Source organism: Roseicyclus sp., from assembly GCF_052168335.1.
In the GTDB taxonomy this organism is placed as follows: Bacteria; Pseudomonadota; Alphaproteobacteria; order Rhodobacterales; family Rhodobacteraceae; genus Roseibacterium.
The window spans coordinates 1-14,794 of sequence record NZ_JBQLZP010000660.1 but is presented as its reverse complement, the minus strand read 5'-3'; the positions used below and the strand labels follow the sequence as shown (position 1 = coordinate 14,794).

At 70.1% G+C, this 14,794-nt stretch carries 18 protein-coding genes; 8 read left to right on the top strand and 10 right to left on the bottom strand.

Annotation, left to right across the window (positions count from 1 at the left end; genetic code table 11):
- The 3 genes from ccmI to ACTS11_RS20105 form a co-directional block, all read left to right on the top strand.
- Window positions 1-1,222, top strand: a 1,222-nt coding sequence (gene ccmI, locus ACTS11_RS20115; protein ID WP_442642062.1) for a c-type cytochrome biogenesis protein CcmI, incomplete at its 5' end; no start/stop codon positions are given.
- Window positions 1,219-1,704 (top strand): Holliday junction resolvase RuvX, encoded by a 486-nt coding sequence (ruvX, locus tag ACTS11_RS20110; RefSeq protein ID WP_442642061.1) that lies wholly within the window; start codon window positions 1,219-1,221, stop codon window positions 1,702-1,704. The genes ccmI and ruvX, both read left to right, overlap by 4 nt.
- Window positions 1,701-1,940: a DUF1289 domain-containing protein gene (locus tag ACTS11_RS20105; RefSeq protein WP_442642060.1), complete on the top strand. Its 240-nt coding sequence runs from the start codon at window positions 1,701-1,703 to the stop codon at window positions 1,938-1,940. The genes ruvX and ACTS11_RS20105 overlap by 4 nt, the downstream gene beginning before the upstream one ends.
- A 25-nt stretch (window positions 1,941-1,965) precedes the next feature.
- On the opposite strand, the gene ACTS11_RS20100 is transcribed toward ACTS11_RS20105, so the two are convergent.
- The 3 genes from ACTS11_RS20100 to ACTS11_RS20090 all read right to left on the bottom strand — a co-directional run bounded on the left by ACTS11_RS20100 (window position 1,966) and on the right by ACTS11_RS20090 (window position 4,632).
- The gene (locus tag ACTS11_RS20100) at window positions 1,966-2,745 is read right to left on the bottom strand and encodes a hypothetical protein (protein WP_442642059.1); all 780 of its coding nucleotides are present in this window, start codon (window positions 2,743-2,745) and stop codon (window positions 1,966-1,968) included.
- A 1-nt stretch (window position 2,746) separates the two neighbouring features.
- Window positions 2,747-3,745: a tRNA dihydrouridine(20/20a) synthase DusA gene (gene dusA / locus ACTS11_RS20095; protein ID WP_442642058.1), complete on the bottom strand. Its 999-nt coding sequence runs from the start codon at window positions 3,743-3,745 to the stop codon at window positions 2,747-2,749.
- Window positions 3,746-3,891: 146 nt separating this feature from the next.
- Window positions 3,892-4,632: an IclR family transcriptional regulator gene (locus tag ACTS11_RS20090; protein ID WP_442642057.1), complete on the bottom strand. Its 741-nt coding sequence runs from the start codon at window positions 4,630-4,632 to the stop codon at window positions 3,892-3,894.
- A 98-nt stretch (window positions 4,633-4,730) separates the two neighbouring features.
- On the opposite strand from ACTS11_RS20090, the gene ACTS11_RS20085 reads away from it, so the two are divergent.
- From ACTS11_RS20085 to ACTS11_RS20065, 5 genes are read left to right on the top strand one after another with little or no spacing between them, the layout of a single operon-like run.
- A complete protein-coding gene (locus ACTS11_RS20085) occupies window positions 4,731-5,687 on the top strand; it encodes a cupin domain-containing protein (protein WP_442642056.1) in 957 nt (318 codons plus the stop codon).
- 4 nt (window positions 5,688-5,691) lie between these two features.
- Entirely contained in the window at window positions 5,692-6,018 is a 327-nt protein-coding gene (locus tag ACTS11_RS20080) for a recombinase-like helix-turn-helix domain-containing protein (RefSeq protein ID WP_442642055.1), read from the top strand.
- A gap of 12 nt (window positions 6,019-6,030) precedes the next feature.
- Window positions 6,031-7,086 (top strand): Rieske 2Fe-2S domain-containing protein, encoded by a 1,056-nt coding sequence (locus ACTS11_RS20075; protein WP_442642054.1) that lies wholly within the window; start codon window positions 6,031-6,033, stop codon window positions 7,084-7,086.
- Window positions 7,083-7,811: an SDR family oxidoreductase gene (locus tag ACTS11_RS20070; RefSeq protein WP_442642053.1), complete on the top strand. Its 729-nt coding sequence runs from the start codon at window positions 7,083-7,085 to the stop codon at window positions 7,809-7,811. Before ACTS11_RS20075 ends, ACTS11_RS20070 begins: the two co-directional genes overlap by 4 nt.
- Window positions 7,808-8,332, top strand: coding sequence for a pentapeptide repeat-containing protein (locus tag ACTS11_RS20065; protein WP_442642052.1), 525 nt, complete (start codon window positions 7,808-7,810; stop codon window positions 8,330-8,332). Before ACTS11_RS20070 ends, ACTS11_RS20065 begins: the two co-directional genes overlap by 4 nt.
- Before the next feature lie 6 nt (window positions 8,333-8,338).
- Here the strand turns inward: ACTS11_RS20065 and ACTS11_RS20060 are convergent, their stop codons facing one another.
- The 7 genes from ACTS11_RS20060 to ACTS11_RS20030 form a co-directional block, all read right to left on the bottom strand.
- Window positions 8,339-9,520: an FAD-dependent oxidoreductase gene (locus tag ACTS11_RS20060; RefSeq protein ID WP_442642051.1), complete on the bottom strand. Its 1,182-nt coding sequence runs from the start codon at window positions 9,518-9,520 to the stop codon at window positions 8,339-8,341.
- Between the two features lie 4 nt (window positions 9,521-9,524).
- Window positions 9,525-11,087, bottom strand: a complete 1,563-nt coding sequence (locus ACTS11_RS20055) for a sulfatase family protein (RefSeq protein ID WP_442642050.1) — start codon at window positions 11,085-11,087, stop codon at window positions 9,525-9,527.
- Window positions 11,084-11,470 (bottom strand): TRAP transporter large permease subunit, encoded by a 387-nt coding sequence (locus ACTS11_RS20050; RefSeq protein WP_442642049.1) that lies wholly within the window; start codon window positions 11,468-11,470, stop codon window positions 11,084-11,086. Before ACTS11_RS20050 ends, ACTS11_RS20055 begins: the two co-directional genes overlap by 4 nt.
- Entirely contained in the window at window positions 11,416-12,399 is a 984-nt protein-coding gene (locus ACTS11_RS20045; protein ID WP_442642048.1) for a TRAP transporter large permease subunit, read from the bottom strand. The genes ACTS11_RS20050 and ACTS11_RS20045 overlap by 55 nt, the downstream gene beginning before the upstream one ends.
- 3 nt (window positions 12,400-12,402) lie before the next feature.
- Window positions 12,403-12,903, bottom strand: coding sequence for a TRAP transporter small permease (locus tag ACTS11_RS20040; RefSeq protein WP_442642047.1), 501 nt, complete (start codon window positions 12,901-12,903; stop codon window positions 12,403-12,405).
- 74 nt (window positions 12,904-12,977) lie between these two features.
- Window positions 12,978-13,955: a TRAP transporter substrate-binding protein DctP gene (gene dctP / locus ACTS11_RS20035; protein ID WP_442642046.1), complete on the bottom strand. Its 978-nt coding sequence runs from the start codon at window positions 13,953-13,955 to the stop codon at window positions 12,978-12,980.
- Window positions 13,939-14,794: FAD-dependent monooxygenase (locus tag ACTS11_RS20030; protein WP_442642045.1), on the bottom strand; the 856-nt coding region annotated here is incomplete at its 5' end. The genes ACTS11_RS20030 and dctP, both read right to left, overlap by 17 nt.

Genomic DNA, 14,794 nt, shown 5'->3' with positions numbered 1-14,794 from the left:
CGCGGCGGGCGCCGTCTCGCTCCTCGTGGCGCTGTTGATCCTGCTGGCCTTCCTGCGCCCGCGCGAGGGCGGCGTCCCGGCCGCCGCCTACGACCTGCAGGTCTACCGCGACCAGCTGAAGGAGGTGGACCGCGACCTCGAGCGCGGCATCCTGACCGGGGCCGAGGCCGAGCGCGCGCGCACCGAGGTCTCGCGCCGCATCCTCGAGGCGGACCGGGCGCTGTCGCGCGCGCAGACGGCCGAGGCGCGGCGGTCGGGGACGGAGCGCTGGGTCGTCGCGGGCCTTCTCGTGGCGGTCGTGGCGGGGGCGGTCGGCCTCTACATGCGGGTCGGCGCGCCCGGCTATCCCGACCTGCCGATCGCCACGCGCATCGCCATGGTCGAGGAGGCGCGCGCCAACCGCCCCGACCAGGAGACGGCGGAGGCGCAGACGACCATGCGCCAGGCTCTGCCCGACCAGCCCGAGCGCGAGGAGCTGGTCGCGCAGCTCCGCGCCATCATGGAGACGCGGCCGGACGACCCGCAGGGCATGGCGCTGCTGGCGCAGAACGAGGCGGCGCTGGGCAATTTCCGCGCGGCGCGGATCGCGCAGGAGCGGCTCATCGCGATTCTCGGCGCCGAGGCCACGGGCGCGCACTACATCGACCTCGCGGAGATGATGATCCTGTCGGCAGGCGGCTACGTCAGCCCCGAGGCCGAGACGGCGCTCGCCCGCGGGCTGGAGCTCGAGCCCCGGAACGGCACGGCGCGCTACTACGCGGGCCTCATGTACGCCCAGCAGGGCCGCGCCGACCTCGCCTTCCCGATCTGGCGCAACCTCCTGGCCGAGAGCCGGGCCGACGCGCCCTGGCTCGAGCCGATCCGGATGCAGATCGAGGAGGTCGCGGCGCTGGCGGGCGAGCGGGTGACGCTGGCCGACCTGCCGCAGCCGGGACCGCCGCGCGGCCCGTCGGACGCCGACATCGAGGCCGCCTCCGACATGCCCGAGGAGGACCGCGCCGCGATGATCGAGGGCATGGTCTCGGGCCTCGCGCAGCGACTCGCGGCCGAAGGCGGCCCGCCCGAGGACTGGGCGCGGCTGATCACCGCCTTCGGGGTCCTCGGGCGCACCGAACAGGCGCAGGCGGTCTACGAGGAGGCGCTGGGCGTCTTCGCCGAGGACGCGGCCGCGCTCGCGCAGATCGAGGCGGCGGGCGCGACGCTGTCCGGGGCGTCGGAGTGATCCTCGAGGATATCGGGGACTTCGCGTCCGCCCTGCCGAAGGGGCGCGGTCTGATCGGGCTCGACCTCGGGACGAAGACGATCGGGGTGGCGGTGTCCGACAGGCTGCTGGGTTCGGCCACGGCGCTGGTGACGCTGAAGCGCGAGAAGTTCACCAGGGACGCGGCGCAAATCCGCGAGATCATGACGAAACGCGAGCTTGCGGGCATCGTGCTGGGCCTGCCGCGCAACATGGACGGGAGCGAGGGTCCGCGCGCCCAGTCGACCCGAGCCTTCGCCCGGAACCTCGCCGCGCTGGAGGGATTCGCAGACCTTCCCGTCACCTTCTGGGACGAGCGGCTGAGCACGGTTGCGGCCGAAAGGGCACTCCTCGAGGCGGATACGTCGCGAAAACGTCGCGCCGAGGTGATCGACGCGGTCGCCGCGTCCTATATCCTGCAAGGGGCGCTGGACAGGCTGGCGCATATCGGGGCCGCGAGATGAGCGACGACGTCTGGAAACGCGAAGAGATCGAGAGCCCCTGCGTGAAGATCTGCGTGGTTCACCCCGAGGCGCGGATCTGCACCGGCTGCTACCGCACGATCGACGAGATCACCGCCTGGGGCCGGATGAGCCGCGAGGCGCGACGCGAGGTCATGGCGGAGTTGCCCGGGCGGCGCGCGAAACTCGCCGTGCGGCGTGGCGGCCGGGCCGCGAAGCTCGCCCGGCGGAGCACCTGATCTTCGCCGTGCAAACCGCTGCCACTTAGTCGAAATCCAGCCAGTCCGAGGCGCGCGCCACCTCCGGGCGGAGATAGACGTTGATCCGGCCATCGGGATCGGCCTGCGCACCCTCCGCCCAGGGCGCGACGCCGTGGATCGCGTGGCGATGGAGGAGGACGGCCTCACCCGGCCGCAACGCGACGACCTGCCGGGGGCACGACGCGAAGACCGCGCGGCGCGTCTCCCGGTAGATCTCCGTCACGTCGATCTCCGGCCAGTCCTCGGGTGCGACGCCCGCGAAGGCCTGCGCGAAGGCCGACCGGATCAGGCGGTGGCTCCCCTCCCAGACGACGAGGGGCGCCGCGTCCGCCTCGGCTTCGGTCACGGCGACTCCGAGAACGAAGGCGTGCATCTCCCTGAGAAAGCGCCGCGTCTCCGGCCCTATCGGCAGAAGGCCGTCGAGATGCGCCCCGTCGCGGTCGCGGCGGAAGCGGTGGGCGGCATCGCTCTCGCCCGGGTCGCGGCCCGGATAGCCGGGCCATGTGACCGAGACCTGAGCGCGATGGAGGGGCAGATCGCCCGCCACGGCCCGGGCCGCCTCCAACGCCCTGCCCGCAAGCGGCGCACCGCCCGCCACCGCACCGTCCGGCCCGTTCGGCAGCACGTCGACGCCCACGAACCAGGTGCCGCCGTGACGGAGCCAGCGCCGCCTCAGGCCCTCGTCGCGGAGCGCCGCGCGCGCGACCGGCCCGACCGTCCGCAGCCAGTCCGCGACGGCGGGTTCCGGCGCGAAGACCTCCCAGCCGCGGTCGAGCCAGCCCACCTCACGCCGCCCGCTGCGTCACCTGCGCCAGCGCGTCGAGCACCAGTCCGACCCCCGCGCCGTCGCGATGCGCGCCTTCGGAGAGAACGCGCTTCCAGCCCCGCGCGCCGGGGCGTCCCGCGAAGAGCCCGAGCATGTGCCGCGTCACCTGGTGGAGCCGCCCGCCCGCGGCGAGATGCGCCTCGATGTAGGGCAGCATGGCGAGCACGACGTCCTCGGCGCTGCGGCCCGCCCCCGCGTCTCCGAAAATCTCGGCATAGGCGCGTCCGAGGATCTCGGCCGGCATGTGGTAGGCCGCGCGCCCGATCATCACGCCGTCCATGCCGGCGTCGAGATGCGCCCTCGCCTCCTCGAGGCTGGCGATGCCGCCGTTGATCGAGAGGTGGAGCGCGGGGAATTCACGCTTCATCGCGTGGACGAGCGGGTAGTCGAGCGGCGGGATGTCCCGGTTCTCCTTCGGGCTGAGACCCTGGAGCCAGGCCTTGCGCGCATGGATCGCGAAGCGCCGGACACCCGCCTCCGACACGGTGCGCAGGAACGCCGGCAGCACTGCCTCCGGCACCTGGTCGTCGACGCCGATGCGGCACTTGACGGTGACTTCAACGGGGCTCGCCGCGATCATCGCCGCGACGCAGTCCGCCACGAGGCCCGGCCGCTCCATCAGCACCGCGCCGAAGCAGCCCGACTGCACGCGGTCGGAGGGGCAGCCCACGTTGAGGTTGATCTCGTCGTAACCGTAGCCCGCCGCGATCCGGGTCGCCTCGGCCAGCTCCGCGGGGTCCGACCCGCCGAGCTGCAACGCGACGGGATGCTCGGCCGGATCGTAGGCGAGCAGCCTCTCGCGCTCTCCCCGCACGACCGCCGCCGCCGTCACCATCTCGGTATAGAGCAGCGCCCGCCGCGACATGAGCCGGTGGAGGAACCGGCAATGGCGGTCGGTCCAGTCCATCATCGGCGCGACGGACAGACGCGCCGCATCGATGGCTGCGTTCTGGGGCATTCCGTGGTCTCCCGGGGGTCGCCGGCATTTGGGACGGACCCGCGGCGCGCACCATACCGACACGACACGCGCACGACCACCCCGCCCGGCACGACGTCAGGTCATCGGCGGCGTTCCCGCGTGCTTCGCGCGTGCCGTCCGACGGATCACCGCGCGTCCCAGCCCATGGCTCGGCTGATGATATAGGCCGTGTTCAGGACCTCACGCTCCACCGAGGCCGGTATCGCGTCGGTCTGCTTCGTCGCGCTGATGGCCGCGACGATGTCGCCGGACATGTCGAAGATCGGCGCGGCCACGCTGCACAACCCGGTTTCGAAGCTGCCGTTGTGGATGACCGATGCGCGGGTGCGATCCTTCGCCCAGGCCGCGAGCACGCGGTCGATCGAGGCCTTGGGCTGGCCTTCCAGCAACCGGCGCATCTGGGCCTCGGTCTTCTGTGTCAGCAGCACGCGCCCCATGGCCGTCATCGTCGCCGGAAGGCGGCTGCCGACATGGACGAGCGAGGAGAGTCCGTCGGAGGCTGGCAGGCGGATCAGATAGAGGATGTGCCGCCCATCCAGCACGCCCAGATGGCCCGACCAGTCCAGGGCGTCGCGCATCGCCTCGAGCGGCTTCTGCGCCACTTCCAGCAACTCGCGGCTGGCGAGATAGCCATAGCTGACCCTGAGGACCGCCGGACCCAGACGAAAGTGGCTGCCGTCCCCGACCGGAAGCAGGAAGCCCTCCTGCACGAGCGTGTGCACGGTGCGGAACACCGCCGAGCGCGTGATGCCCAGCGTCTGCGCCAGTTGCGCCATCGTCTGCTCGGGCCGCTGCGGTGTGAAGGCCTGCAACAGCGTCAGCCCGCGCACGAGAGCGGGGACGGCATAAGGGTCTTTGTCGCTCATCAGGCCTCCGGCAGCGTTTCACCGGTAAAACGCGCGCTTCCCAACGAATCCCCCTCATCTACAGTCGGGTCAAGCGCATTCCGAACCGGAGCATCACCATGAACATCGCAACGACCCCCGAGGCCACGCTCGGCGATCGCCTCAAGGCCCATACCGGGCGCTTCGTCGACAAGGCCTTCGACTGGAAGGCGTTTCCCTCCAATGTCGGCTTCGAGGAGCTGTCGCGCGCGCAGATGCGCTACATCGGCGCCGGCGGGTCCCCCAAGGTGGGAGATCCCTCGACGCTCAAGGCCGACAACTTCACGCTCAGCCTGATCTACAAGGAGCCGGGCCACTACGCCGCCTGTCACAGCCACGAGATCGAGGAGAGCTTCCTGATCCTCTCGGGGGCGCTGATCGTCGGCTGGGAAAAGGACGGCGAGGTCGTGGAGGTCAATCTCGGGCCCCGGGACATGATCCTCAACGCCCGCGAGATCGGCCATGGCTTCCGGGTCGACGGGGTCGAGCCGGTGGTGATGTCGATCTCGGTCGACGTGGGCAAGCCCCTGCCCCCCGTCTATCACTACCACCCCAAGGAGCATCCCAGCGAACTGGCGCGCAGTTTCGGAGCCGAGCCGGGCAAGACCATGCCGTTCGATCGCAACGGCTCGCACGAGATTCAGAAGCTGATGGCCGATTACGTCGTGCGCTACACCGAGTTGCCGACGATCCGGGAAGAGGCGGGCTTCATGCGCAAGGTCTACGTGGGCGACGCGCCGGGCGCGGTGAAGCACGATACCACCCGCAAGGAGATGTGGGGCCTTCCCATGGGCGCGAAACTGGCGCCCTTCACCCGCAGCGTCGAGGATGCCTACCTCTGCATCGAGGGCAGCGTCGAGGTCGTCTGGGTCGACGAGGACGGCACCGAGGCCAGCGTCGAACTCGGTCCCCGCGACCTGGTCAAGACGCCGGCCGGTCAGGCCCACTACCTGCGCAACAACGGGTTCGGCCCGGCAACGGTCTGGACGGTGATCGGCACATCGGGCGAAGATGGCGCCGTCTACAGGAAGGGCTGACCTCATGGCGACGAACGGCACTGCCGGACGCCCCGATGCGTTCAAGGCGATGATGGCCGCCGCGCGCGCCGCGGGCCGTCCGGAACTGGCCCACCAGGGCCGCGGCCGCCCCCTCACGCAGGCCGAGGACGACCTGGCCGAGGCGTTGATGGAGATCTACGGCCAGGGGATCACCGGGCAGGCCGACCTCGCCCGGGCCCTCGCCGCGCGCGCCGTCATCCGGCCCTCCAGCGGCAAGCCCGACTGGACGGCCGACACGCTCGAGGCCGAGTTGCAGGGGATCAACGCCGACCTCGACGCCGCCTATCTCGAACACGGCTTCGGAGCCTGAGCGGAGGACACGATGGCACTGTCAGCAGAGATGAGGGCCCGGATCGAGGCCCGCGTGAACGAAGGCGTCCGCGATCAGTGGTATCCGGTCGCCAAGTCGGTGGAAGTCCGCGGTGACCGCCCCTTCGGCGTCGTCGCGCTGGGGCAGAAGCTGGTGCTGTGGCGCCGCTCGGACGGCAGCGTGCAGTGCATCGAGGATTTCTGCCCCCACCGCGGCGCTCCGCTGAGCTATGGCGAGATCCACGGCGAGAACATCGGCTGTCGCTATCACGGCGTCGTGGTCGATGGCACCGGCACGGTGCAGCGGGTTCCCGCCATGCCCGATTGTCCGATGGAAGGGCGCAAGGCGCTGCGCTCCTATCACGTGGCCGAACACAGCGACGCGGTGTTCGTCTTCATGTCCAGCGACGAGGCCACGGCGCCCCCGCCCCTGCCCCTCTCGCCCGAACTGACGGACCCGGACTGGGCCGGCTTCCTGTGCACCGCCGTCTGGGACGTGAACTACCGCTACGCGCTCGACAACCTGGCCGACCCGATGCACGGCTGCTACCTCCACGCCGAGAGCTTCACGCTCGCCTTCGGGTCCAAGCAGGACCTGCTGGAGCTGGAGAACCGCGAAGGCGGCTTCCGCGTCGCGCGCGTCGGTCAGACCGGCGAGAACTTCGACTGGGTCGAATTCGAAACGCCCGAAGGCGGCATGTATTGCCACCTCGACATTCCCTATCCCGCGTCGGCCGGACCCGGCGGCAACATGCGCATCGTCGGCTACGTGCTGCCGATGGGCCCGCAACGCTGCAAGGTGTTCTTCTGGCGGATGCGCAAGGTGCAGGGCTTCGAGCGTGACAGCTGGCGCTTCCTCTTCCGCGCGCGGCTCGAGGAACGGCACTGGAACGTGCTCGAGCAGGATCGCGTGATGCTGGAAGGCATGCCCGATGACGCGCGGCGGCGCGAGATGCTGTACCAGCACGACATCGGCCTCGCGCATCTGCGCCGCGCGCTCAACCGGCTGGCCCGCGCCCAGATCGAGGCCGAGGATGCCGCCGCCGCGGACGGCGTGGCCGCGCAATGAGTCTTGCGGGACGGCGCATCCTGGTGACGGGTGCCGCGCGCGGGCTGGGCGCGGTGATCGCCCGCCACCTGGCAGAGGCCGGCGCCCGGCTTGCCCTGGCCGACATCCTCGAAGAGGAGGGCCGCGCCGTCGCGGCCGAGCTTTCCGCCGGCTTCCACCGCGTGGACCTGCGCGATCCGGCCAGTGTCGCGTCCCTCGGGGCGGCGCTGGACGGGCCGCTTCACGGGCTGTTCAACAACGGCGCGATCGCGACGGGTATCGGCGGCATCGGCTTCGAGGACATCGATCCGGACACCTGGGACCGGGTGATGGAGGTCAACGTGCGCGGCACCTGGCTGATGACCCGTGCCGCCGCCCCGGCGCTGCGCGCCTCGGGCTCGGGACGGATCGTCAATGTGGCCTCCGACACCGCGCTCTGGGGTGCGCCCAACCTGATGAGCTACGTGGCCTCGAAGGGGGCGGTGATCTCGATGACGCGGGCGCTGGCGCGCGAGCTCGGGCCGGACGGGGTCGGCGTGACGGCCATCGCGCCGGGCATCCTGACCACCGCCAGCACCGAATACGTTCCGAGGGCGCGCCACGACCAATACGGCCAGGGCCGCGCCGTGCCCGGGCCCCAGCCGCCCGAGGACGTGGCCGGAACCGTGGCCTTCCTGCTCAGCGAGGCCGCGCTGACGCTGACGGGCCAGGTCCTGCCGGTCAACCGGGGCTTCGTGTTCACGTGACCGCGGCCGAGCTTCTGGCCGATCTGCGGCGGCCGTGGCGCCACGGCGAACACGTCGACGCGCGCGGCATCGTGCTGGCGGAACCCCTGGTGCTCGACGGCCTCGACCTGCGCGGCTTCGACCTGTCCGGCGCGACGCTCGCGGGCGGTCTCAGCGCGCGCGGCACGCGGTTTCGCGGGCTGGCCTGGCTGCGGCGGGCGACGATCGGCGGCACCTGCGACCTGACCGGCGCGACCTTCCGCACCGACCTGCGGGCCGATGGCCTCGAGGCGGCCGAGGCCCGGCTCGACGGCGTCGTGGTGCAGGGGGTCCTGTCGCTGGCCCGCGCCCGGCTGGGCACGCTGTCGATGCGCGATGCTCTGGTGATGGCCAATGTCACGCTGGAGGCAGCACAGGTCGCCGGGCGCGTCGATCTTTCCGGCACCGAGATCCTCGGCGGGTTCTGGACCGCCGGGGCCGGGATCGGCGCGCTCGACCATGCCGGGGCTGAGATTTCCGGGCGTCTGCGCCTGCCCGGCTAGGCGCCCTCAGCGGGCGAAGCGCCCTGCCTCGGTCAGCGCGTGCAACCGGGCATAGAACCCGTCCACCCTGTCCTGCGCCGTCCTGCGCATTTCGGCATCGCGCGCGGCTGCGCCACCCGGCGTCTCCCGCGCTCCGGCCTCGCCCACCGCGCGCGACACGTCCTGCACGAAGGCGCAGACAGGCCCCCGCGCCTGTCCGAACCCCGCCAGCGCCGCCTCGAGCGTGTCATGGGCGGCAAGCGCCTCGGCCAGCACGACGGCGTCCTGCATCGCCATCGCCCCGCCCTGCCCCATGAACGGCGTCGAGGCGTGGGCCGCATCCCCGATCAGCACGACCCGCCCCCGGTGCCACGGCAGCGGCAGGACCACCTCCTCGACCGCGGTGTAGAGCACCTCGGACCTTGCGCCGAGCTCGGCAAGGAACGGTGCGGCGGGCCCCTCGAACTCGGCGAAACGCTCCGCCATCAGGCGCGGCCACTCGGCGGGCGCGTAGTGGCGGCCTTCAGGCTCGGCCACGGTGCCGAAGGTGTAGAGCAATTCCTCGCTGATCGGCATGATCCCGAAGCGCTTGGCCGGGCCCATCATCATGATCTTGTCGGTCACGTCCGCGGGCCTGCGATGCACCGCCCGCCACACGCCCACCCCGCTGTAGCGCGGCGCGACGTCGATCCCGATCATCGCCCTGGTGGCCGACCGAACCCCGTCGGCGCCGACGACGAGGTCGGCCCGCGTCACGCTGCCGCCCGACAGCGTCACGGCGATGCCCTCGGCCCCGTCCTTCAGGTCGCGCACCTGCGTGCCCAACTGCACCGGCACCCCCAGCGCGGCGACGCGGGCGGCCATCACGCGGTGCATCTCGGCCCGCTTGATGCCCAGGATCGCCGGGATGCGCCCGCCCCCGGCGGTGGGATAGACCGTCTCGACGATCGGCTGGCCAAGGTGATCGTAGTAGGCGTTGCGCCCCTCGGGCACCGGGAAGCCCGCGGCCAGGATGCCGTCCAGCAGCCCCAGACGCCCGAGGCTCGCCAGCCCGTTGGCATAGACGAAGATGCCCGAGCTCTGGAAGCGCCACGCGTCCTGCTTCTCGACGATCCGCACGCGGTGGCCGGCTTGCGTCAGCGCAATGGCCGCACAGCACCCGGCGATCCCGCCGCCCACGATCAGGATGTCGAGGGGATGCCGTCGCATGACCTCACGCCTGATGCGTGGACAGAAGGCCGGTATCGCGGAGCGCGATCATCCGGTGGGCGAGGTGCTGCATCATCACGGCCTTGCGCTCCGCATGGGCCGGATCGGCCCAGAGGTTCGACAGCTCGTGCGGATCGGCCTCGAGGTCGTGGAGTTCCCCCAGATCCGAGCCCTCGAAGACACTCATCCGCCATCCCTCGTGAACCAGCGTGCGGCTGGCGGTCCGGCCGTCGTCACTGGCGAAGGCAAGGCCCGCATCCTCGATCAGCACGGGCAGATCCACCGCGTCCCCGGCCAGCAGGTCACGTCCCTGCATCCCGATCGGGCATTTCAGCCCCGCCCTCTGAAGCAGGGTCGGCGCGAAATCTATGGCGCTGCCTTGCAGCCGGGATACCGCGGGCTTTCGGTCGGGGTCGACCCAGATCAGCGGCACGCGGATCAACCCGTGGGTGTGCAGGCCATGTTTCAGCACGGTGCCGTGGTCGCCCATGTAGTCGCCATGGTCGGACATGAAGACGACGATCGTCGAGCCGGCCTTCCCGCTGTCCTCGAGCGCGCGCAGGATGCGCCCGACCCACTCGTCGATCAGCGAGATCGCACCATAGTTGAGCGCGATCATCCGGCGCGTGGCCTCGGCATCGCTGTGGAAGGGCCAATAGGCATCGGGCTTTTCCGCCCCGATCTCGTAGACGCGCCGGATATGGCGCGGCAGGTCGGTGCGGTCCCGGGTCGGATGGGCAAAGCTCTCGGGCAGCGGAATCTCGTCCGGGTCGTACATGTCGAAGTAGCGTCCGGGCGGGGTGAAGGGGTGGTGCGGATCGGGGAACGACGCGACCAGCAGGAAGGGATCGTCGCTTCGATCCCGCAGGAAGGCACAGGCCTCCTCCCCGACATAGGCGGTGGGATAGAGGTCCTCCGGCACCGCCGTGCGCCAGACCTGCGGCACGTCCCTGGGCGAGGCGGGCAGCGCCGCAGCACGTCCGCGCGGGTCGGGCGCGCCGCCCAGACGCTGCGTCAGCCAGCGCGAATAATGCCCCTCCACCTGATCCCCGTGGCCGATGCACAGTCGCAGGTGGTCGAACCCGTAATAGGGTCGCGGCACGTCGCGGTCCGGGTCCTCGACCCAATGCGCTCGGATCTCGTGACCGTAGTCGGGCCCGCGACGCTGGCTCCTGCGCGCCAGGTCGACCGGCTCGGGCAGCGGGTCCCCGTGCCCTCTCGCCTCGGGCATCCGGGCCGGAACCGGCGAGACGTTCTGGAAATGCGCCTTGCCGACAAGCCCGGTGCGGTAGCCCACCGCGCGCAGCACATCCGCATAGGTCGTGGCGTCGAGGCCCAGGGGAATGCCGTTCTGGCGGCACCCGTTGACCGAGGTCATCTGCCCCGTGGCGAGCGCGGCACGGTTGGGCTGGCAGATCGGATTGGCGACGTAGAACCTCTCGAACCTCGTTCCCCGCGCCGCCAGTCCGTCGACATGCGGGGTGCGGACGATGGAATTGCCGTAGCAGCCCAGGTGATCGGCGCGCTGCTGATCGGTCATGATGACGAGGAAGTTGGGGCGGCTCATCGGAACATCAGGCCGACCGGAACGGTCACCAGCCCGGGGATGAAGAAGATCAGCAGGATGGCCAGGAAATCGAGAAGGATGAAGGGCACCGCCGCCCGGTAGATGTCGCCCATCGTGGTGCCCTTGGGCGCCACCGCCTTCATCACGAACAGCGCCGCGCCGAAGGGGGGCGACGTCGCGCCGGTCTCGATCGCCACCAGGAAGAGCGCCGCGAACCAGATCAGGTCCATGCCGAACTGCTGCACCACCGGCACGAAGATCGGCAGCGTGATCAGCATGATCGGCAAGGGCCCCATGAACATCCCCATGAAGACCACCAGCATGATCATCATGAACACGATCGCCTCGTTCGAGATGTCGAGGCCGAGGACAACGTCGACCATCCCGTAGGTGGCCCGGTGAAGGCCAGGAGTTGCGAGAAGGTGACGGCCCCCGACACTATCAGGAGAACCATCACCGAGATGCCGGCGCTGGAGAAGATCGTGTCCCCGAAGACCCTGTGCGTCAGCCGGCCGCGCAGCGCGGCCAGCAACAGCGTCGCGAAGGCGCCCGTCGCCGCCGCCTCGCTGGGCGTGGCAAGGCCGAGGAAGATGACCCCCACCACCGAGAAGACGATCACCGACAGCGGCACGATGTTCAGCGCCGTGGCCCGCAGCTTCACGGCCATCGGCACCCTGGGGACGTCGAAGGTCGGGGCGAGATGCGGCTGCAGGCGGCAGCGGACGAGGATGTAGAGAACATAGAGCAGCGCCATCAGCAGACCCGGCACGATGATTCCGATCAGGATGCGCCCGATCGAGATGTCGCCGATCACCCCGAGGACGACGGCCAGCGAGGAGGGCGGGATCATGATCGCCAGACCCGACGAGCCAAGGATCGGTCCGAGCGACATGGATTTCGCATAGCCGCGCTTTTCCATCTGCGGCGTCAGCGACGACCCGAGAAGCGCGACGGACCCCATCGAGTTGCCCGTCAGGGTGGAGAACAGCACGCCCCCGCCCACGGCCATCAGGGCTAGCCGGCCGCGCAGCTTGCCGAACCACTTGTCGAGCGTGTCCATCAGGTCGATGGCGATGCCCGACCGGAACATCGCCTCGCCCATGATCATGAACAGCGCGATCGGGATCAGCGTGAAGCTCGTCACCGAACCGACCGTGTTCAGCACCAGTTGCTCGATCCCCGAGAACCCGCCCATCAGCAGGTAGGAGCCCACGAGATTGACCGCCAGGAACGCGAACGCGACCGGCAGGCCCATCATCATCAGGCCGAACAGCGGCACCAGCACGACGATCAGCGTGACGTACCACTCCATCGCTCAGATCACCTCGCCGCGGAACGACCGGATGATCTGGTCCAGGAACTGCACCGCCATCAGCCCCATCCCGATGGGCAGGGCCGCGGTGATCCACCAGCTTTGCGGGCGCAGCACGGTCACCTGCCGCACGCCGAGCTCGAACTGTTCCAGCACCACGCTGATGCCCACCACGGTCAGCACGGCGCACAGCGCCAGCCCGATCGACGCGTTGACGATCTGGAGCGCCATGCGCGGGCGGCCCGACAGGCTGGCGAAGACCAGGTCCATGACGACATGCTGGTTCTTTTCCAGGAGGTAGGGCGCGCCGAGGAAGGTGATGAACAACAGCGCGTATTCGCTGACCTCGATCACCCAGAGCCGCGACGCGCCCCCGAGCGCGCGCATGGTCACCTCGAAACAGATGGTCGCGGCGATCATGAACAGCAGCGACGCCCCGATGATGGCGCAGATCAGGTTCAGGCGGCTGAACACGCGCCTCAGCTGGGTCAGGGTCCGGTCCACCTGCTGCCTTTCGTACTGTCATCCGGGCAGAGCCGGGGACACCCCGCCTCCGCCCTCGTTGGAGGCGCGTCGGCCTATTGGCGGTCCAGCATTCCGCGCAGTTCGGCGGCGACCTCCTCGCCGGCGTTCCGGGCCGTCATCGCCCAGGCGGCGTCCATGGCCATCGTCTCGTAGCGGGCGGCCTCGTCCTCGGGCAGCATCAGGAAGCTGAACCCGGCCGCTTCCTGCGCGGCGCGTTCGGTGGCGATGTCCTCGGCCCAGATGTCATCCATCCGCGGCGCGAAGTCCTCGCGCAGGAAGGTCACGAAACGCTCCTGCAGGTCGGGCGACATCTCGTTGAAGAGGTCCATGTTCATCAGAACCGGGAACCCGGCGCGGTAGACGCCGGGCTGGACAACGGTGGTCACCAGCCCCTCGAACTGCGCCGCCTGCCCGAGCGGGCCCTGCATGAACCCGTCGATCGTGCCCCGCTCGAGCGCGGTGTAGATCTCCTCCATCGGCAGCACGATCGGCTCGGCCCCGAGCGCCTGCACCAGCGGCAGGAGCGTCGGGAAGACGCGGATGCGCTTGCCTTCCAGATCGGCCAGGCTGGTCACTTCCTCGCCCATGTAGATCTGGAAGTTGAGCTGCGTGGCCGGGATCTCGCCGATGAAGGCGAGGCCCTGCTCGGCATGAAGCTCGGTCATCCGCTCGTGGTAGTCGGTGGCCGCGATCTCGGCGTAGTTCATGAACGACAGGTTCATCGTCCCCGAGGTCGGCACGAGGCCCTCGTAGTAGCTGGGGCTGGTATAGGTCATGCCCATGGCACCGTTGCGCACGCCCTCGGCCTGGCCGAAGGGCGGCATCACTTCCGGCCCGCCGCGCCACGTGATCTCGATCTCGCCCGCGAACCGCTCGTTCACTTCCTCGACGAACTGGGCGAACGGCTGGGTGATGTAGACCTGCCGGGGCGCAAGGGTCACGGCGTTGATCTGGATCGCGTCGGCGAGTGCGGGGGCGGCAGCGGCAGCCATGCCGGCCGCCAGCAGGGCGGTGCTAAACACGTGTTTCATGGGAACTCCCGTTGTGAGTGGTAACGTGGAGCGGCGTGGTCCAGGCGTTGTAGCCATAGACCCAATCCGCATTGCCGGCCTTCTTGAGCCAGTCATTGGCAAGCGAGCTTTCCTGGACCCGCGCGGTGCGGGGCTTGCGTTCCGTCTCGTACCGCGCGAGCGCGGCGTCCATCTCGGTGTCGGCGGCTTCCAGCGCGCGGGCCAGCACCACGGCATCCTCGATGGCCATGCAGGCGCCTTGCGCCATGAACGGGACCATCGGGTGGGCCGCGTCGCCCAGCAGCGTGGCCCGCCCGCGCGCCCATTGCGGCATCGGATCGCGCACGTGCAGGGCCGACCGCGTGACCTCGTCCAGCGCGTCCAGAAGCCTGCGGGCATCGACGTGGAAATTGGCATAGGCGCGGCGCAGGTCGTCGACATCGCCGGGCAGGGTCCAGCCCTCCTCGGACCAGTCGTCCTGCGGCAGGGTCGCGAAGACGAAGATGTCGCGGCCGCGCGTCAGCGGGAAGGTCACGATCTGCTTCTGAGGCACCTCTCCCCACCACTTGGTGAAGGCGTCGGTGTCGGGAAGGTCGGCGGCCTTCTCGGCGGGGAAGGTGCCGCGGTAGGAGACCATGCCGGTGTAGCGCGGCCGATCCTCGCCCCAGAGCGCGGTGCGCACGACGGAATGGATGCCGTCCGCGCCGACCACGAGGTCGAACGCCTCCCGCGTGCCGTCGGCGAAGCCCAGCACCGCCTGCGCGCCCCCGGGTTCCAGCGACACCGCCTCCCTGCCCAGGCACAGCACGCCCTCGGGCAATTGCGCGCGCAGGGCGTCCAGCAGGTCCGCCCGGTGGATC